Here is an 18,442-nt window from a genome sequence, read left to right as displayed (position 1 = left end):
GGGGCCGGGACGGACGCCCGGCCCGCAGCCTTACTTGGCCATGTGCTCCGCAAGCCAGCGCTCCAGCCAGTGGATGTTGTAGTCGCCGCTGTGGATGTCGGGCTCGTGCAGCAGGGCGTGAAAAAGCGGCACGGTGGTGTCCACGCCGTCCACGATCAGTTCGCCCAGGGCCCGTTGAAGACGCGCCAGCGCCTCGTTCCGGTCGCGCCCCTGCACGATCAGTTTCCCGATGAGCGAGTCATAGTAGGGCGGGATCGAGTAGCCGTTGTAGAGCGCCGAATCCATCCGCACGCCCAGACCGCCCGGCGCATGATAGGCCGTGATCTTTCCGGGGCAGGGCGAGAAATTGGGCAGTCGCTCGGCGTTGATGCGCACTTCGATGGCGTGGCCGTTTATCTGCAGATCGTCTTGTCCAAAGGACATCGGCTCGCCCGCGGCGACGAGGATCTGCTCGCGGACCAGATCGACGCCGAAGATGCCTTCGGTCACCGGGTGCTCAACCTGCAGGCGGGTGTTCATCTCGATGAAATAGAACTCGCCCTTCTCGTAGAGAAATTCGATGGTCCCCGCGCCGATATAGTTGATCTTGGCCACCGCGTCGGCGCAGATCTTGCCGATCCTGGCGCGCTCTTCCTCGGAGATGCAGGGGCCCGGCGCTTCTTCGAAAACCTTCTGGTGGCGGCGCTGCAGCGAACAGTCGCGTTCGCCCAGATGCACGGCATGGCCCTTGCCGTCGCCAAAGACCTGAATCTCGATGTGGCGCGGCGTGGTCAGGTATTTCTCGATATAGACTTCGTCGTTTCCAAAGGCGGCCTTGCCTTCGGCCCGAGCGGTCATGAAGGCGCTTTCCATCTCTTTTTCGGTGCGGGCGACTTTCATGCCGCGGCCGCCGCCGCCAGCGGTCGCCTTGATGATGACGGGATAGCCGATCTCTTCCCCGATCCGCTTGGCCGAAGCCAGATCCGGAACGCCGCCATCAGAGCCGGGAACGCAGGGCACGCCAAGAGCCTTCATCGTGTCCTTGGCGGTGATCTTGTCGCCCATGATCCGGATGTGCTCGGCGGTGGGGCCAATGAAGGTGATGCCGTGATCTTCGACGATCTGCACGAAATCGGCGTTCTCGGACAGGAAGCCGTAGCCGGGATGGATCGCCTGCGCGCCGGTGATCTCGCAGGCCGAGATGATCGCGGGCATCGACAGGTAGCTTTGAGGGCTGGGCGCCGGGCCGATGCAGACCGATTCGTCGGCCATGCGCACATGCATGGCGTCGCTGTCGGCGGTGGAATGCACGGCGACCGTGGCAATTCCCATCTCGCGAGCGGCGCGGATCACGCGCAGGGCGATCTCGCCACGGTTGGCAATCAGGATCTTGTCAAACATCGGCTGACCTTACTCGATGATGACCAGAGGGGTGCCGAATTCCACGGCGTCGCCATCGCCCACGAGGATCCGGCGGACCGTTCCCGACTTGGGAGCGTGGATGTGGTTCATGGTCTTCATCGCTTCGACGATGAGCAGCGTATCCCCCTCGGCGACGTTCGCGCCGACCGAGATGAAGGGCGCAGCGCCAGGTTCGGCCTGCAGATAGACGGTTCCGACCATCGGCGAGGTTACGGCGCCAGGATGGCTGGCGGGATCGTCGGACGGTGCAGGGGCCGCGGCGGGAGCAGGGGCAGCAACGGGGGCCGCTGCCACAGGTGCCGGAGCTGCCACATGCACGGGGGCGGCGACGGTCTGGGAAACACGGCTTACGCGGACATTCAAGCTGTCCTCTTCGCCATAGTCACGCTTGACCTGCAACTCGGTCAGGTCGTTCTCGCGCAGCAGTTCGGCCAGAGCCTTGATGAACGCCACATCCGCTTCGTGTCTGTTTTCTGTCATGAGTGTCCTCGACGGTTCCCCTTGGCCCGTCTGTCCTTGCGGGCTCTGATCAATTTGGCGGCCTTATAAGCCATGCGAAGGGCCATGAAAAGCGCCGACTAAACCGTTGAGATGGCCTTGGTGGACAAAGATTGAAAGTCCCGGGCCGGGTCAAAGCGGCATGCCCGACAGTTTCGCCACGAGTTCGGAGAGCTTGCGCGCGCCGAACTTCTCCAGAAGACGCGCCCGGTACGCCTCGATGGTGCGGTAGCTGAGGCCCAGTTCAGCACCGATTTCCTTGGCCGACAGGCCCCGGCAGGACAGGATCGCCACCTCGCGTTCGCGCGGTGTCAGTTCGACGATCGGGCGTTCCTCGGAGATGTCGGAGAAGCTCCAGATGCCGTGCCTGAACGGATCGTCCGGGGTCAGCGACCGGCCACGCGCCCGGCACCAGAACAGATCGCCGTTGCGCCGTCGCATGACGCGCTCGTCGGTGTAATAGCCGGTCTCGCGCATCACCTGCAGCCCGCGCGCCCCGATCCGTTCCCAGTCGGCTACGGAAGGGTAAAGGTGCAGCAAAGGCATGTTGCGGTATTCCGGCTCCTCGCCGCCGAACATCCGCGCAAACTGCAGGTTGCAGCGCCGGATCACGCGGTTCTCCAGTTCGACAAGGCCGATCGGCGCATATTCGAAAGCAGGATCGCTCATAACCTCATGGTGCCGGGTATTTTTACGGAGTTGCGGTGGGCGTGCGCAGGATCATAAATCTTTGCACGAGAGAAAGGGAGGAGTCCATGGTACTGATTGCGGGCTGGGGCCATACGAAATTCGGAAAGCTCACGGAACTGACGCTTGAGGACATGATCGTCGCGGCCGGGCGCCAGGCGTTGTTGGATGCCGGGATCGGCGCGGAAGACGTGGACGGCATCTGGCTCGGGCATTTCAACGGCGGGCTGGTTCCGGACGGCTTTCCCGCTTCGCTGGCGATGAGCATCGATCCGGGCTTGCGTTTCAAACCCGCAACCCGGCTTGAAAACGCCTGCGCGTCGGGTTCCGCAGCGGTGTTTGCAGCGCGGCAAGCCATACTGGCGGGCGAGGCCAAGGTTGCCCTGGTCATCGGTGTCGAAAAGATGACCCATCTACCCACGCCTGATGTGGCGGCAGCTTTGGGCCATGCGGCCTATCAGGCCGAAGAGGCGGGGTTGTCCTTTCCGGGGGTGTTCGCCCAATTCGCGCAGGCCTATTTCGCCAAGTACGGCGACCAGACCCGCGCACTCGCCCGGATCGCGGCCAAGAACCACGGCAATTCGGTGAACAACCCGTTGGCACAGTTGCAAAAGCCGATGGACGAAGCGTTTTGCGCCGAAGTGTCCGAGCGGAACCCGATCATTGCGCCGCCGCTGAAGAAAACCGATTGCTCGCTGGTGTCCGACGGGGCCGCGGCGTTGGTTTTGGTTTCCGAGGAACTGCTGGGCGATGTGTCGAAGGCCGTAAAGATGCGCGGCGTGGCACAGGTCAACGACATCATGCCGATGTCTCAACGCGACCTTCTGGCCTTCGAGGGGCCGCGCAAGGCGATTCACGCCGCTTACGACCGGGCTGGCATCACGGTCAACGATATCGACGTGGCCGAGGTGCACGACTGTTTCACCATTGCCGAACTGCTGATCTACGAAGCGATGGGCCTTGCCGCGCATGGTCATGCGGCGGATGTTCTGGAAGGCGGGATCGTTCACGCCGGCGGCAGGCTGCCGGTGAACCTGTCAGGCGGTCTCAAGGCCAAGGGTCATCCCGTGGGTGCGACGGGTGTGTCGATGCACACGCTGATCGCGCGTCAGGTTCTTGGGCAAGCCGACGCGATGCAGCATCCCGGCGCCGAACTGGGGCTGGTCTTCAACATGGGCGGTTCCGGCGTCGCGAACTATGCGTCGGTTCTGGAAGGGGTCAAGGGATGAACATCGGTCTCTGGCTCAAGCGGCAGGCGCAACTGAACGCCGAACGGCCGGCGCTGTATTCCGGTCGCGACTTGGTGGCTGATTACGGAACTTTCCATCGCCGGGCCTTGCAAGTGGCGGGCTGGCTGGTCGCGCAGGGCGTCAGGCCGGGCGACCGCGTGGCGATATTCATGAAGAACTGCCCCGACTACCTGATCGCGCAATACGCCATTTGGTATGCCGGCGCCGCCGCCGTGCCGATCAATGCCAAGCTGCACGGTCGCGAGGTCGCCTACATTCTCGACAACTCCGGCACCGACATCACCTTTACCTCTCCGGGCCTGACCGAGGCCTTGTCCGATGCCGATGTGAAGGGTCGTCTGGTCGATATCACGGCCAATGACTATGCCGCGGCTCTTGCACATGATCCGATAGACGAGCCGGTGCACCGCGAACCCGTGGATCTCGCGTGGTTGTTCTACACTTCGGGAACGACCGGCAAACCCAAGGGCGTTACGATCACCCATCGAATGCTGATGGGCGTGTCGCTGGCCTATGGGACCGATGTGGACAACGTCAGCGCTGAAGACGCGATCCTATACGCCGCGCCGATGAGCCACGGGGCGGGTCTTTACAACATGGTGCATGTGCTGGCCGGGGCACGCCATGTCTGCCCGGATTCCGGCGGGTTCGACGAGGCGGAAATCTTCGATCTGGCTCGTCATTTCGGCCGCGTGCAAATGTTCGCCGCGCCGACGATGGTAAAACGGATGACCGACGTCGCGAAGGCCACGGGCCAGAGCGGGGACGGGCTGCGTACGATCATCTACGCGGGCGGGCCGATGTACCTGGCCGATATCGTCGAGGCAGTGGACCATTTCGGGCCGATCTTCGTGCAGATTTACGGGCAGGGCGAATGCCCGATGGGGATCACCGCGCTGTCGCGCCATGACGTGACCGATCGCAGCCACCCGCGTTGGAAGCAGCGATTGTCCAGCGTTGGCCGGGCGCAATCGATGGTCGAAGTCCGCATTGGCGACAGCGACGGGGCGTTTCTGCCGCCCGGCAGCCATGGCGAGATCATGGTTCGCGGTGACGTGGTCATGCCGGGCTATTGGCAGAACCCCGACGCGACCGGCAAGACGCTGGTGAACGGCTGGCTTATGACCGGCGACATGGGGTTCATGGACGAGGACGGTTACGTCACCCTGCAGGACCGTTCCAAGGACCTGATCATCTCGGGCGGCTCGAACATCTATCCGCGCGAGGTCGAGGAGGTTCTTCTGACCCATCCACAGGTGACCGAAGTATCGGTCGTGGGCCGTCCGCATACCGAATGGGGCGAAGAAGTGGTCGCCTTTGTCGTTGGCAAAGCCGATCCCGCGGAACTGGACGAGCTTTGCACCCAGAACATCGCCCGGTTCAAGCGGCCGAAGGCGTACATTGCTGTCGGCGAACTGCCCAAGAACAACTATGGCAAGGTTCTGAAAACCGAGCTGCGCAAGATGCTGGAGAAGGAAACATGACCGACTTGAAGGGAAAGACCGCACTGGTGACCGGATCCGTACAGGGGATCGGGCTGGCGATTGCCGAGGCGCTTGCGGGTGCCGGGGCGCGCATAGCCGTACACGGGTTGGCCGATGCCGATCAGATCAAGGAAGTCTGCCTCCATCTGCGCAACAAGGGTGCGCCCGAGGCTGAATTCTTCGCGGGCGACCTGCGCGACGCCGCAGAAATCGACGCCCTCATGCAGGCGGTCGCCGCGTGGGGAGGAGCGGACATTCTGGTCAACAATGCCGGCATCCAGCACACCGCCTGGCTGGCGGACATGCCGCGAAGCACATGGGACGCCATAATCGCCATCAACCTCAGCGCCGCTTTTCAGACCATGCAGGCGGCGATGCCGGTCATGGCCGAACGCGGCTATGGCAGGGTCATCAACATCGCCTCGGTGCATGGGCTTGTCGCATCGAAACAAAAGGCGCCCTATGTGGCGGCCAAGCACGGGCTGGTCGGCCTCAGCAAGGTCGCGGCGCTGGAATACGCTGCACGCGGAAACAGCAAATCGGGCGGCGTGACGGTCAACTGCATTTGTCCCGGCTGGACCAACACCGCCATCATCGAGCCGCAGATTCAGGAACGCATGGCCGCCTTCGACGGGGACCGCGACGCAGCGGTTGCGGACATGCTGAAGGAAAAGCAACCCTCGCTTCGCGGTTCCGATCCATCCGAGATCGGGGCGCTTGCTCTGTGGCTGTGTTCGACGCTAGCGCATAACCTGACCGGCGCCGCGATCCCGGTCGACGGAGGGTGGACCGCCCAGTAACGATCGAAAGCCGTCGACGTATCGGCAAAGAGTTGGACAGGGGGGAAATCGGCTGGACTGTTCGTCCCTCCAGGATTGAATTCCGCGTTGCAAGCCTGCACTGTCGGGCCTGACGCTTTCCAAGGGACAGACAGATGCCGATAGAAATCTCTTCGTTGCTTCTTTTTGCGGGAGCACTTCTTGTCGCTTCTGGATCGCCGGGGCCAAGCACTGCCGCCCTTGTGGCGCGTGTTCTTTCACGTGGCGCCGGCGATGTCCTCCCATTTCTTGCAGCCATGTTGATCGGAGAAGCGATCTGGCTGTCCATGGCCGTCTGGGGCCTCGCCGCCGTGGCCCAATCGTTTCACCTGGTGTTCGTCGCCGTCAAATGGGCGGGCGTCGGATACCTGGCCTATCTTGCATGGAAAATGTGGACTGCCCCGGTCAACGAACCCGGAAGCGCGGTTCCGGCTCGGTCGTCAGGCAGCAAGTTGTTTCTGGCCGGGTTTTCGCTGACGCTGGGCAACCCCAAGATCATGTTGTTCTACATGGCGTTGCTTCCAACCATCGTCGATCTGAAGCATCTGACTGCCGCGGGATGGGCGATTCTGGTCGCCGTGATGCTTGTCGTTCTGACGGCCGTTTATGCGTCATGGCTGGTGGCCGCTGCGAAGGCGCGCGATTTGCTCAGGACACCGCGCGCCATGAAGATGGCAAACCGGTTCGGGGCCGGGATGATGGCAGGTGCGGCAACGGCAATCGCCACGCGCTGACCCGGGGCCGTGTCGCTCGGCGCGAAGCGGGGCTCGGCATTGCCGCAAAAAAAACGGGTCGGCTGATAGTCCGCCGACCCTTCAGTTTGTCCACACGGCATTTCGGCCGTGCGACGGGGAGTGTTACGTCAGATCGCCAGGTACTCGGAGCGCAGTTCCTCGTTTTCCAGAACTTCGGACGCCGTGCCGTCAAAGACGATCCCGCCGGTGTCCAGGATCACGGCGCGGTCTGCGAGTTCCAGCGCCCGCACTGCGTTCTGCTCGACGATGATGGTGGTCATGCCCTGTTCCTTGATGTGGATCAGCGTCTTTTCGATCTCGTCCACGATCACTGGAGCCAGACCCTCGTAGGGTTCGTCCAGCAGCAGCACCTTGATGTCGCGGGCCAGCGCGCGGGCGATGGACAGCATCTGCTGTTCGCCACCCGAGAGGGTGATCCCTTCCTGTTTGCGGCGCTCGCCCAGGCGCGGGAACAGATCGTAGATACGCTCCAGCGACCAGCCGATAGGCGGGGCGATCTGGGCAAGCTGCAGGTTTTCCTCGACCGTCAGGCCGGGGATGATGCGCCGGTCTTCGGGAACGAGGCCAAGACCGACGGCCGCCGCCTCGTGGCTGGTCATCTTGTGCAGCGGCTGGTGATCCAGCCAGATCTCGCCGCTGCGGACCTCGGGGCTGCCGGTGCGTGCGATGGAGCGCAGCGTCGATGTCTTGCCTGCCCCGTTGCGCCCCAGAAGGGCAAGGATCTCGCCCTCGTGCACGTTGAAGCTGATGCCCTGCACGATATAGCTTTCGCCATAGTAGGAGTGCATGTCCCAGACTGACAGAAAGGCCGGTGCGGTCTGCGCCGCGTTGGCGTTCTTGGAGAAATCGGGTTTGACGTTCATCTGATGTTCCTCCTTACGCCGACTCGCCCAGATAGGCTTCTCGAACCTTCGGGTTGCCGCGGATGTTCTGCGGGTCGTCCTCGACCAGCGGGGTGCCTTGCGCCAGAACGGTGATGCGATTGGCCAGGCTGAACACCACGTGCATGTCATGCTCGATGATGGCGATCGTGATGTCGCGTTCTTCCGAAATCTGCTTGAGCAGGTCGATGGTGTTGTTGGTGTCGGCCCGAGCCATCCCGGCTGTCGGTTCGTCCAGAAGCAGCAGGCGCGGCTTCTGGCTGAGGCACATGCCGATTTCCAGCCGCCGCTTGTCGCCTCGGGACAAAGCCGCCGAGTGCATGTGCCGCTTGTCGGCCATGTTCATCTCTTCCAGCATCTGCTCGGCCTGCTCGATGACTTCGCGCTCGTTGGCGACGGTTTCATAGGCGTGCATCCGGAACGCCCCGTCGCGCATCGCGAAAATCGGGATCAGCATGTTCTCCATCACGGTCAGGTCCCCGAAGATTTCAGGGGTCTGGAACACGCGCGAGATGCCCATCTGGTTGATTTCAAACGGAGCCCTGCCCAGAACGGACTGCCCGTCGAACATGACCGAGCCCGAGTCCGGGATCAGCTTGCCGACCAGGCAGTTGAGCAGGGTGGACTTGCCGGCGCCGTTCGGTCCGATGATGGCGTGGACCGAGTTCTCCTTGACGCTGAGGTTCACGTTGCTCAGCGCCTGCAGGCCACCGAACCGCTTTCCCACGTCCTTGACTTCGAGAATACCCATGGGAGCGTCTCCTTATTCCGCGGGTTCGGTTTTGCCCGAAGGCTTGTCGTCGGCGCCGGATCGCTTGCCGCGGAACCAGTTCCGCAGGCGTGTTCCGCCTTCGACCAGGCCGCCGGGAAGGAAGATCACCACCAGCATGAACAGGATGCCCAGCGTGAGGTGCCAGCCCTTGCCGACGAACGGGTGCAGCACGGCGACCACGAAGTCCTCCATTCCGTCCGGAAGGAAGGCGAACCAGCCGTGCAGGACGCTGTCGTTGATCTTCGAGAAGATGTTCTCGAAATACTTGATGAAGCCCGCGCCCAGGACCGGACCGATCAGGGTGCCGGTGCCGCCGAGAATGGTCATCAGAACGACCTCGCCCGATGCGGTCCACTGCATCCGCTCGGCGCCCGCCAGCGGGTCCATCGCAGCCATCAGACCGCCGGCCAGACCGGCATACATGCCCGAGATCACGAAAGCAGCCAGCGTGTACGGGCGGGAGTTGAGCCCGGTATAGTTCATGCGCTGCTGGTTCGACTTGACCGCACGCAGCATCATGCCGAAGGGTGACCGGAAAATGCGGATGGCCAGGTAGAAGACGATCATCATGATGACCGCGCACAGGTAGTAGCCGGCGTTGAAGTCGAAACTCCATGCACCCATGTCCAGCGTATATGTCGAGCGCATCGACAGGCCGAACAGGTGCGGCAGGTCCGGCAGACCGTCCCGATGGAACATCTGGGGGTCATCCGCATAGACCTGAAGCCCGGTCTCGCCGTTGGTCAGGTTGAACTTGGGGTTCGACAGCACGGAGTAGGCCAGCGCAAAGCTCATCTGGGCGAAGGCCAGCGTGAGGATCGAGAAATAGATGCCCGAACGCCGCAGGCTGATGAAGCCGATCAGCAGCGAGAACAGACCGGCCATGATAACGCTCAGCGCGATCGCCGGTATGACGTTGTACGAGAAGAGTTTGAACATCCACACCGCAGAATAGGACCCTATGCCCAGAAACGCGGCATGTCCGAAGGACAGATAGCCGGTCAGTCCGAACAGGATGTTGAAGCCGACGGCAAAGATCCCGAATATGACGAACCGCTGCATCAGGTCCGGATACCCCGCGTTGAACTGGGCCATCGCGCTGTCCGAAGGGAAGGGGTTCAGCAGGAAGGGCGCCAGCAACGTGAGGAGCGCCACGATGATGAGCAGGGTGGTGTCTTTCTTGTCCAGTCCCAGCATGGTTTAGTCCTCCATCACGCCTTTGCGGCCCATCAGGCCCCGCGGACGGGTGAGCAGAATGATGATTGCGACCAGATAGATGATGATCTGGTTGATGCCCGGGATCGTCGTCGTGGCCCAGGTCGTCGAGGCGAAGCTCTCCAGAATACCCAGCAGGAACCCGGCCAGAACCGCGCCCGGCAACGAGCCCATGCCGCCGACGACGACCACGACGAAGCTGAGCACGAGGAAATCCATGCCCATGTGGTAGTTCGGGGGGTTCAAGGGTCCGTACATCACCCCGGCAAGGCCGGCCACGGCGGCCGCGATGCCGAACATGATCGTGAAGCGGCGGTCGATGTTGATGCCCAGCAGCCCGACGGTTTCCCGGTCGGCCATGCCTGCGCGCACGACCATGCCGAACGTGGTGAACTGCAGGAAGGCGAAGACGCCGCCGATGATCACCGTCGCGAAGACGAAGTACACCAGACGCCAGATCGGATAGATGATCGCATTGGGATCGAAGCCGACCATGACGCCAAGATCCAGCGATCCGCGCAGCGCCTCGGGCGGCGGCGTCTGGATCGGGTTGGCGCCGAAGAAATACTTGATCACTTCCTGAAGGACGATGGCGAGGCCAAAGGTCACCAGGATCTGATCGGCGTGAGGACGCTTGTAGAAGAACTTGATCAGTCCCCGCTCCATCGCATAACCGACGAAAAGCATGATCGGGATGGCGAACAGGACTGCCAGCGGCACGGACCAGTCGATGATCACGGCGCCGGCCTCTGGCCCGAACCAAGCCTCGACATATGGTGTTTTCACCTTGAGCGGATTGCCGAGAAAGTCGGTTTGGCTTTCATCAACAGACTCGAAGCTGAGATTCAGGATCCGCTGAAGGGTGACAGCGCAGAATGCGCCGATCATGAACAGCGCCCCATGGGCGAAGTTCACAACGCCCAGAGTGCCGAAGATCAGGGTCAGACCCAGCGCGATCAGCGCATAAGCTGATCCCTTGTCGAGCCCGTTCAGAATTTGCAGTAGGATGGCGTCCATCGGTCCCCACCGTCTTTTGTGGCGTACACCCGCTTGCCGGGTAAGTCCGGCGTAGTGATCGGGGTTCGCGTCCGGTTTCTATAAGGGTGCGTGCCCGAGCCCCACTTCAGGGGCCCGGGCTGAGTTGGCTTAGGCGCCTTCGTTGCACTCGCCGAGCGTCGCCTCGGCACCGCCAAACATCGGATGATCCGGCGGATAGGTGACTTGATCGACCGGCGTGATCTCGACGATTTCCAGCGTGTCGTACGCGTTCGTCGGGTTTTGCGCACCACGCACGACCAGCACGTCCTTGAAGCACTGGTGGTCTTCGGCGCGATACAGCGTTTTCCCGTTGCCAAGACCGTCGAACTCGAAGCCTTCAAGCGCTTCGACGACGGCGCAGGGGTTGAACGAACCCGCACGCTCGACGGCGTCGGCATAGAGCAGAACCTGCGCATAACAGGTCTGGGCCGAGTTGGACGGCGGTTTGCCGTACTTTTCGCCGAACGACTTGACGAACGCCTTGGAACCTTCGTTTTCCAGCTGCCAGTTGTAGTTCATCGAGCCGAGCACGCCCTTGATGTTTTCGCCTGCACCTGCGGCCATCAGTTCCGAGTAGAGCGGAACGACGATCTTGAAGTCCTTGCCGTTCGCGACCTTGTCCAGCAGTCCGAACTGAATCGCGTTGGTCAGCGAGTTGACCATGTTGCCGCCATAGTGGTTCAGAACCAGAACGTCGGCGCCCGAGTTCAGAACCGGCGCGATGTAGGACGAGAAATCAGTCGATGCCAGAGGTGTCTTGACCGTGTTGACGGTCTCCCAGCCGAGTGCTTCGGTCGAAGCTACGATCGACTCTTCCTGGGTCCAGCCCCAGTTGTAGTCGGCGGTCAGGTGATAGGCACGACGGTCGGCGCCCATCTCTTTCGCCAGCACCGGCGCAAGCGCCGCACCCGACATGTAAGCGTTGAAGAAGTGGCGGAAGCCGTTCTTCTTGCGGTCCTTGCCCGTGGTGTCGTTGGCATGCGTCAGGCCGGCCATGAAGATGATCCCGGCTTCCTGGCACAGGCCCTGAACGGCCACGGCCACACCCGAGGAGGACCCGCCGTTGATCATGATGGCGCCGTCCTTTTCGATCATCGACTTTGCCGATGCCCGCGCGGCGTCCGACTTGGTCTGCGTATCGCCGGTCACGAAGGTCACCTTCTTGCCGAGGATGCCGTTGCCTTTCAGCGCCTTGGACGTGAAGGTGTTGAGGCAGCCGCCATCGCCTTCACCATTCAGGTGCTCGACCGCCAGCTGCTGAGCCAGAAGTTCGTCATTGCCTTCATCGGCGTAGGGGCCGGTTTGCGGTACGTTGAATCCAAGGGTGACGGTGCCGCCGGTTGGTTCGTTGGTGAAAGCCGAAGCTGACGAAGCGGTGAAAATCGTCGGCAGGGCAACGCCGGCGCCGGCGACAGCACCGGTTTTCAGCACGCCACGACGGGTGACGGATTTGTTGGACATTCTTTCCTCCCATTTCCCAGATTTCGCCCTTTGGCTCCTCTTTCCGCCGGGCGTGGGCACAATATGTGCAAAAAAAGTATGAGGACGAAAAAGAAAATTTCGCAATAAGTCCTTTTAAACGCATGATTATTTTGAAAAGATATGAACAGGTGGGCTCGACAAATTGTAAATTCTCTTATATTGCGCCGCAGAAAGCCGTTGAAATCCCGTTGAAAAGGGAGAGAGGAACGCCATGGTCCGCGACACTTTGACAGGCAGCCGGATACGCGAAAGGCGAATGATCGCGGGCATGCGCCAGGCGGATCTGGCACGTAGCGTGGGAATATCGGCCTCGTACCTCAACCTTATCGAGCACAATCGCCGCAGAATCGGAGGCAAACTGCTGATGGACATCGCGTCGGCCTTGTCGGTCGAGCCGTCGATGCTGACCGAAGGCGCCGAGGCCGCGCTGATCGCCTCGCTGCGCGAAGCTGCCGCAGACGCCACCAACGTTCAGGCCGAAACGGACCGCGCAGACGAGTTCGCCGGTAGGTTTCCCGGCTGGGCCGGTGTTCTGGCCCAGATGCACCGCCGCGTAGGATCGCTGGAACGGACGGTGGAAACCCTTTCGGACCGGTTGACGCACGATCCGCATCTGGCGTCCTCGCTGCACGAGGTCTTGACGACCGCGGCGGCGATCCGCTCGATGGCCGCGATCCTGGCCGAACCCGGCGACATCGAACCCGAGTGGCGCGACAGGTTTCATCGGAACATCCACCAGGACGCCGAACGTCTTGCCGACAGTTCCAAGGCGTTGGTGAACTATCTTGACGAGAGCGAGACCGACGACGATCACCGCGGCGTGCCGTTGGAACAGGTCGAGGCGTACTTTTCCGGGCAGAGTTATCATTTCCCGGCGATCGAAGCCGGCGAGGATGCCGCCAGTGTCGCTTTGGACGGATTGGACTCAAGCGCTGCGAGGGCGATCGCAAAGAAGATGCTGGACGGCTATGCTGCGGATGCACGGGCGCTTCCGCTGCAAGCTTTCGCCGCCGAACTTGGCGAGGGTGATATCGACCCGCTGCATCTCGCCTCGCGGTTCGGCGTGGATTTCGCAACGGTGCTGCGCCGGCTCGCCACCTTGCCGGAGGAATTGCTGCCTGGCGCCGCCGGACTGGTGGTCTGCGATGCCTCGGGCAGCATCCTGTTTCGCAAGGCCGTTCCCGGTTTCGCCTTGCCGCGCCATGGCGAGTCGTGCCCGCTCTGGCCGCTGTTCACCGCGCTGAACCGTCCTCTGGTGCCGATCCGGAGGCGGGTCGCGCAGCTGGGCCGGACGGCGGCGGAATTCGACTGTTTCGCCATCGCGTGGCCGCAGGCAATGGCGGAGTTCGACCGCGATCCGATCTATCGTTCCATCATGCTCATTCTTCCCGTCGACAGCGCCGACCAGGGCCGCGTCGCCGCGCAACAGGTCGGCAGTAGTTGCCGTATATGTCCAAAGAGCGGCTGTTCCGCCAGACGGGAACCTTCGATTCTAAGCGAAGGTTTTTGACAGTTCTGTCAAGGCAGGGCTAATCTGATCCTGCGCGACATGCGGTAGACCGCTGTCCGGCCACGGGGAGGGAAGGGCTAGGATGAGCCGCAAGGTTCTGCTGATCGAAGATGAACCCAACATCACCGAAGCGATACGGTTTTTGTTGACCCGGGAGGGCTGGCATGTGGAGACGCATGCCGAGGGGTCCGATGCATTTGAACTGATCATGGCCTCGCGGCCCGATCTCCTCATTCTGGATGTCATGCTGCCGGGCAAAAGCGGCATGGACATCCTGCGCGAGTTGCGGGAGCAGGAGGATACCCGCAAGCTGCCTGTGCTGATGCTGACGGCGCGCGGACAACTGCGCGACCGCGAGATGGCTGAGAAGGCCGGGGTGAGCCGGTTCATGACCAAGCCTTTCTCCAATACCGAGGTCGTGACGGCAGTGCGGGACCTGCACGCCCAGGCCTCGAAGGCATGACTGAAAAACGGAATCCCGAGGTTGAACCGGCGGTGTCGCCGCCGGCGGTTTTCCTTGAGCGCCACAGCTATCGCCGCCGGCGTCTGGCGGATGCGGCCCGGTTGCTGCCGATCATCGGAGCGGGCCTGTTCGCGATTCCGCTGCTGTGGCCGGCCGGTCCCGGCGAGGCCGAGCCCGTACCGATGTCGTCCGCCATTATCTACATCTTCTTTTGGTGGGCGGCTCTGATCGTTGCGAGTGCGGGTTTCGGCATCGCTGCAAAACGCCTGCCGCCGCGCGAGGTCAATGATCCGGAATCCGAGAAATGGCCACGCTGAACGTCCTGATACTGGTCTGTCTGGGATACGTCGTCCTGTTGTTCGGCGTCGCCTTCGCGGCCGACAGGTTGGCGGCGACCGGACGCAGCACCTGGCTGCGGACACCTTTCGTATACACCCTGTCGCTGTCGATCTACTGCACCGCCTGGACCTTTTACGGCGCCGTTGGCTATGCGGCCCGGTCGGGACTGGAGTTCGTGACGATCTACCTTGGCCCGACGCTGATCATGATCAGCTGGTGGTGGGGCCTGCGCAAACTGGTGCGCGTGGGGCGAAGCCAGAGGGTGACATCCATCGCCGACCTGATTTCCTCGCGCTACGGGAAATCCAACATTCTGGCCATCTGCGTCACCATTCTGGCGGTTCTTGGGGTGACGCCCTACATCGCGCTGCAACTGCAGTCGATAACTCTGTCCTTCAGCATATTCGCCGAGGCCGACCCGTCCGGCATCTACCACGAAGGCACCAGCGTGTTCTGGGTCGCGGCTGGGCTGGCCGTTTTTGCCATCCTGTTCGGCACCCGGAACCTGGATGCGAATGAACGTCACCACGGGGTCGTCACCGCGATCGCCATCGAAGCGGTCGTCAAGTTGATTGCCTTGCTGGCCGTCGGTATTTTCGTGGTTTGGGGAATTGCCGGCGGCGTCGGTCCGATCATGGAACGGATCGACGCATCCGAGATCGGACGGTGGAACGTCCACAGGGGCCGCTGGGCCGCGATCACTTTCCTTTCGGCCGCCGCATTCGTCTGTCTGCCCCGGATGTTTCAGGTCATGGTCGTCGAGAACGACGATGAACGCCATCTCAGAACGGCGGCCTGGGCCTTTCCTCTCTATCTTCTGCTGATGAGCCTGTTCGTGGTGCCGATCGCCGTCGTCGGCCTCGACTTGATGCCCGAGGGCTCGAACCCGGACCTGTTCGTTCTTACCATCCCGTTGGCGCTGGGGAACGACTGGTTGGCCATGCTGTCCTTCATCGGCGGGTTCTCGTCCGCGACGTCGATGGTGATCGTTGCCGCCATGGCATTGTCCACGATGGTCTCGAACCACATCGTCATGCCGATCTGGCTGAGCGCGCAGGGCCGCCGGGCGTCGATGTCGGGGGATGTCCGCGATATCGTCCTGCTCTCGCGCAGAATTTCGATTGCGGTGATCATGGCGCTTGGCATTGTCTACTTCCGGCTGTCCGGCGGTGGCGCGGCTTTGGCCGCTATCGGGCTGATCGCATTCGCCGGGATCGCGCAGATCCTGCCTGCGCTGGTCGGCGGGCTGTTCTGGCGCGGGGCGACGCGGACAGGCGCCTTGATCGGTCTGACCGTAGGGTTCGGGCTTTGGATCTACACGCTGCTGCTGCCTGGCATGGGCGGTGCGCTGATGCCGGCCTCGGTGCTGGAAAACGGACCTCTTGGCCTTGGCTGGCTTAGACCGCAGGCCTTGTTCGGGATCGAGGGGATCGACCCGATGGTGCATTCCGTCATGTGGTCGCTGTCGCTTAACGCGGCGGCTTTCTGCATCGCGTCGCTGGTCAGTTTCCCAAGCCCGCTCGAGCGCCTGCAGGGCGCGCAGTTCGTCAATGTCTTCGACCATTCGGCCGGACCGCGCGGCTGGACCGGATCGGTTGCTCAGAGCGAAGACCTGATGATCATGACCCAGCGTATTCTGGGCGCTGCGGAAGCCCACGTGTTCTTCCAGGCCGAGGCCGAACGGCAGGGCGGGCGCGGTTACCTGCCCGAACCCACGCCCGCCTTTCTGGAGAGCCTTGAGCGCGAGTTGAGCGGTTCAGTCGGGGCGGCCACGGCCCATGCGATGATCGGCCAGATCGTTGGCGGTTCGTCGGTGTCGGTTGAGGATCTCCTGGCGGTGGCCGACGAATCCGCGCAGTTGCTGGAGTATTCGGGACAGCTTGAAACGAAATCCGCCGAACTTGCCCGGACCGCGCGCAAGCTGCGTGAAGCGAACGAGAAACTGACGCAGATCTCGATGCAGAAGGACGCGTTCCTGAGCCAGGTGAGCCATGAGTTGCGGACCCCCATGACCTCGATCCGGGCCTTTTCCGAGATCATGCGGGACACCGAGGGGCTGACCGCCCAGGAACGCACCCGCTATGCCGCCATTATCCACGATGAAGCCCTGAGGCTGACGCGGCTGCTGGATGATCTTCTGGATCTCAGCGTGCTGGAAAACGGACAGGTAAATCTGAACATGGGCGACGGCAACCTGCAGGACGTGCTGGACCGTGCCGTGTCCACGGCAATGGCGGGATCGGACCGCCCGTTGCGCGTCCGCCGCAACCGGGCGTCAGAGCGCATCCCGCTGCACACGGACCTGGACCGGTTGGGGCAGGTCTTTATCAACCTGATTGCAAACGCGCAGAAATACTGCGATGCGCCGGACCCGGTTCTGACCATCTCGGTCCACGATGTGGGCGGTCAGGCGGTGGTCGATTTCATCGACAATGGCAGTGGTGTTCCCCCAGAGGCGCAGTCGATGGTGTTCGAAAAGTTCGCCCGCGTCGGTTCGGACAAGGCCGGAGGAGCGGGCTTGGGCCTCGCAATCTGCCGCGAGATCATGCAGCGTCTGAACGGCGAGGTCAGCTATTTGGCCGGGCAGGGGGGCGGTGCGTTCCGCATCAGCCTGCCGCTTGCCTACAAGCAGGCCGCGCAGTGAAACGCGCATAAGGAAATTCGTAACCCGCGCCGGGTTAGACCGAACCTGCAACGTGAGCATAATTGGCAGGTTCAGGGCATGTCGGCGGATGGGAAAACGCGATCGGTTCTGTCGCGCAAGCTTGAGCTTGGGCGCGAGCAGGCCGGGGGCAATCCCAAGTCGATCCTGCGGGCGCTGCGTCGCGGGCTGGTGCAAGCCGCTCGCGAGAGCCTGAACCTGTCCATGTGCATAATCGGGGCCCGGCAAGCCCGCAGGCAACTTGAAGAGCTTCGGGATGCGCTCGAAGATGGATGGCTGTATCTGCTGTTCGCTGCGCATGACGGGCGCAGGGCTGCGGCCTGCGTCGATCCAGGGTGCGTTGCGGCCATCATTCAGCAGCAGACGACCGGGCAGGTGTCGGGCGGCGAGATCGTCCGGCGGCGATACACCGAGACCGACGCGGCAATGGTTGCTCCGCTGATCGAGTTGACGTTGGCCCGGGCAGAGGGTCTGGTCGAAACGGCCGAAGATCGCAGGTGCCTGTCCGCCTTCGGGTATCTGTCGCGTGCCGATGATCTGCAGGGCTTGCAACTGGCACTTGAACAGGAGGTCTATCGGGTCTGCGAACTGACTGTCGAGATTGCCGGAGGACAGAGACAAGGAGGTATAACCGTGGTTGTGCCGGAACCTGCCACGCTTGCAGATCATGATGCCGAAGCCGCCGCTTCGCCGGGTTGGCGGCTGGAACAAGTGTCCGGGGTGATGCGGGCGGACCTGACAGCCGTGATTGGTCAGATGCAACTGCCCTTGTCGGAACTGGCGTCGCTCAACGTGGGCAACCTCCTGCCCTTGACCGGCACCCGCCTGGACCGCACCTGTCTGTTGACGATCGAGCGCAGGAAAGTCGCGATCGGCAGGCTGGGACAGTGCGGCGGCATGAAAGCGGTGCGCATCAACGAGAACCCGTCGGGGCCGGGGAGCTCGACGGTTCAGGAAGCCTCGTTTCGGGCGTATGAGGTCGGAGCGCCTGACAAGCGCGAGAAGGCGGTCTTGACCAATCCGAGCAATGCTGCGCGAAAAGACATGTCGTCAACCGTTGCGCCATCGCATACCGCGGGAGAACTGGCGGCAGATGACGAAAGCGCCCTGCAAAGGCTGACGCCGGAGCAAGCGATTGCGGAAATTTCGGAACTTGCCGGGTTGGCCGATCTCGAAAACTAGGTGGG

Annotated in this window: 17 protein-coding genes; 9 read left to right on the top strand and 8 right to left on the bottom strand. The window is 62.4% G+C overall.

What is annotated here, in order from left to right; translation table 11 throughout:
- Positions 1 to 30: 30 nt before the first annotated feature.
- The 3 genes from accC to FGK63_RS01210 form a co-directional block, all read right to left on the bottom strand.
- Positions 31 to 1,380: an acetyl-CoA carboxylase biotin carboxylase subunit gene (gene accC / locus FGK63_RS01220; protein WP_138839778.1), complete on the bottom strand. Its 1,350-nt coding sequence runs from the start codon at positions 1,378 to 1,380 to the stop codon at positions 31 to 33.
- A gap of 9 nt (positions 1,381 to 1,389) precedes the next feature.
- Positions 1,390 to 1,881 (bottom strand): acetyl-CoA carboxylase biotin carboxyl carrier protein, encoded by a 492-nt coding sequence (accB, locus tag FGK63_RS01215; protein ID WP_138839777.1) that lies wholly within the window; start codon positions 1,879 to 1,881, stop codon positions 1,390 to 1,392.
- Between the two features lie 150 nt (positions 1,882 to 2,031).
- The gene (locus tag FGK63_RS01210; protein WP_138839776.1) at positions 2,032 to 2,568 is read right to left on the bottom strand and encodes a LuxR C-terminal-related transcriptional regulator; all 537 of its coding nucleotides are present in this window, start codon (positions 2,566 to 2,568) and stop codon (positions 2,032 to 2,034) included.
- A gap of 86 nt (positions 2,569 to 2,654) precedes the next feature.
- Here FGK63_RS01210 and FGK63_RS01205 point away from each other — a divergent pair, with 86 nt between their 5' ends.
- The 4 genes from FGK63_RS01205 to FGK63_RS01190 all read left to right on the top strand — a co-directional run bounded on the left by FGK63_RS01205 (position 2,655) and on the right by FGK63_RS01190 (position 6,872).
- Positions 2,655 to 3,815: an acetyl-CoA acetyltransferase gene (locus FGK63_RS01205; protein WP_138839775.1), complete on the top strand. Its 1,161-nt coding sequence runs from the start codon at positions 2,655 to 2,657 to the stop codon at positions 3,813 to 3,815.
- Positions 3,812 to 5,320: a class I adenylate-forming enzyme family protein gene (locus tag FGK63_RS01200; protein ID WP_138839774.1), complete on the top strand. Its 1,509-nt coding sequence runs from the start codon at positions 3,812 to 3,814 to the stop codon at positions 5,318 to 5,320. The genes FGK63_RS01205 and FGK63_RS01200 overlap by 4 nt, the downstream gene beginning before the upstream one ends.
- Complete coding sequence (locus tag FGK63_RS01195; protein ID WP_138839773.1) at positions 5,317 to 6,120, top strand: 3-hydroxybutyrate dehydrogenase; 804 nt, start codon at positions 5,317 to 5,319, stop codon at positions 6,118 to 6,120. The genes FGK63_RS01200 and FGK63_RS01195 overlap by 4 nt, the downstream gene beginning before the upstream one ends.
- Before the next feature lie 134 nt (positions 6,121 to 6,254).
- Positions 6,255 to 6,872 carry a LysE family translocator gene (locus tag FGK63_RS01190; protein WP_246043886.1) on the top strand — a complete coding sequence of 206 codons (618 nt, stop codon included), beginning with the start codon at positions 6,255 to 6,257 and terminating at the stop codon, positions 6,870 to 6,872.
- A 128-nt stretch (positions 6,873 to 7,000) separates the two neighbouring features.
- Here FGK63_RS01190 and FGK63_RS01185 read toward each other — a convergent pair whose 3' ends face one another.
- The 5 genes from FGK63_RS01185 to FGK63_RS01165 form a co-directional block, all read right to left on the bottom strand.
- Complete coding sequence (locus tag FGK63_RS01185) at positions 7,001 to 7,756, bottom strand: ABC transporter ATP-binding protein (protein ID WP_138839772.1); 756 nt, start codon at positions 7,754 to 7,756, stop codon at positions 7,001 to 7,003.
- A gap of 13 nt (positions 7,757 to 7,769) precedes the next feature.
- The gene (locus FGK63_RS01180) at positions 7,770 to 8,525 is read right to left on the bottom strand and encodes an ABC transporter ATP-binding protein (protein ID WP_138839771.1); all 756 of its coding nucleotides are present in this window, start codon (positions 8,523 to 8,525) and stop codon (positions 7,770 to 7,772) included.
- Between the two features lie 12 nt (positions 8,526 to 8,537).
- Positions 8,538 to 9,743 (bottom strand): branched-chain amino acid ABC transporter permease, encoded by a 1,206-nt coding sequence (locus FGK63_RS01175; protein WP_138839770.1) that lies wholly within the window; start codon positions 9,741 to 9,743, stop codon positions 8,538 to 8,540.
- Between the two features lie 3 nt (positions 9,744 to 9,746).
- Complete coding sequence (locus FGK63_RS01170) at positions 9,747 to 10,778, bottom strand: branched-chain amino acid ABC transporter permease (protein ID WP_138839769.1); 1,032 nt, start codon at positions 10,776 to 10,778, stop codon at positions 9,747 to 9,749.
- Positions 10,779 to 10,907: 129 nt separating this feature from the next.
- Positions 10,908 to 12,260, bottom strand: a complete 1,353-nt coding sequence (locus FGK63_RS01165) for a substrate-binding protein (RefSeq protein WP_138839768.1) — start codon at positions 12,258 to 12,260, stop codon at positions 10,908 to 10,910.
- Between the two features lie 232 nt (positions 12,261 to 12,492).
- Here FGK63_RS01165 and FGK63_RS01160 point away from each other — a divergent pair, with 232 nt between their 5' ends.
- The 5 genes from FGK63_RS01160 to FGK63_RS01140 all read left to right on the top strand — a co-directional run bounded on the left by FGK63_RS01160 (position 12,493) and on the right by FGK63_RS01140 (position 18,437).
- Complete coding sequence (locus FGK63_RS01160; protein WP_138839767.1) at positions 12,493 to 13,791, top strand: helix-turn-helix transcriptional regulator; 1,299 nt, start codon at positions 12,493 to 12,495, stop codon at positions 13,789 to 13,791.
- A gap of 82 nt (positions 13,792 to 13,873) precedes the next feature.
- Positions 13,874 to 14,254 (top strand): response regulator transcription factor, encoded by a 381-nt coding sequence (locus FGK63_RS01155; RefSeq protein ID WP_138839766.1) that lies wholly within the window; start codon positions 13,874 to 13,876, stop codon positions 14,252 to 14,254.
- Positions 14,251 to 14,571, top strand: coding sequence for a hypothetical protein (locus FGK63_RS01150; protein WP_138839765.1), 321 nt, complete (start codon positions 14,251 to 14,253; stop codon positions 14,569 to 14,571). Before FGK63_RS01155 ends, FGK63_RS01150 begins: the two co-directional genes overlap by 4 nt.
- Positions 14,559 to 17,237 carry a sensor histidine kinase gene (locus FGK63_RS01145; protein WP_138839764.1) on the top strand — a complete coding sequence of 893 codons (2,679 nt, stop codon included), beginning with the start codon at positions 14,559 to 14,561 and terminating at the stop codon, positions 17,235 to 17,237. Before FGK63_RS01150 ends, FGK63_RS01145 begins: the two co-directional genes overlap by 13 nt.
- Before the next feature lie 78 nt (positions 17,238 to 17,315).
- Positions 17,316 to 18,437, top strand: coding sequence for a FliM/FliN family flagellar motor C-terminal domain-containing protein (locus FGK63_RS01140; RefSeq protein WP_138839763.1), 1,122 nt, complete (start codon positions 17,316 to 17,318; stop codon positions 18,435 to 18,437).
- Positions 18,438 to 18,442: the final 5 nt, after the last annotated feature.

It is taken from the genome of Ruegeria sediminis (genome assembly GCF_005938215.1).
Taxonomy (GTDB): domain Bacteria; phylum Pseudomonadota; class Alphaproteobacteria; order Rhodobacterales; family Rhodobacteraceae; genus Ruegeria; species Ruegeria sediminis.
This window is presented reverse-complemented; position numbering and strand designations above follow the sequence as displayed.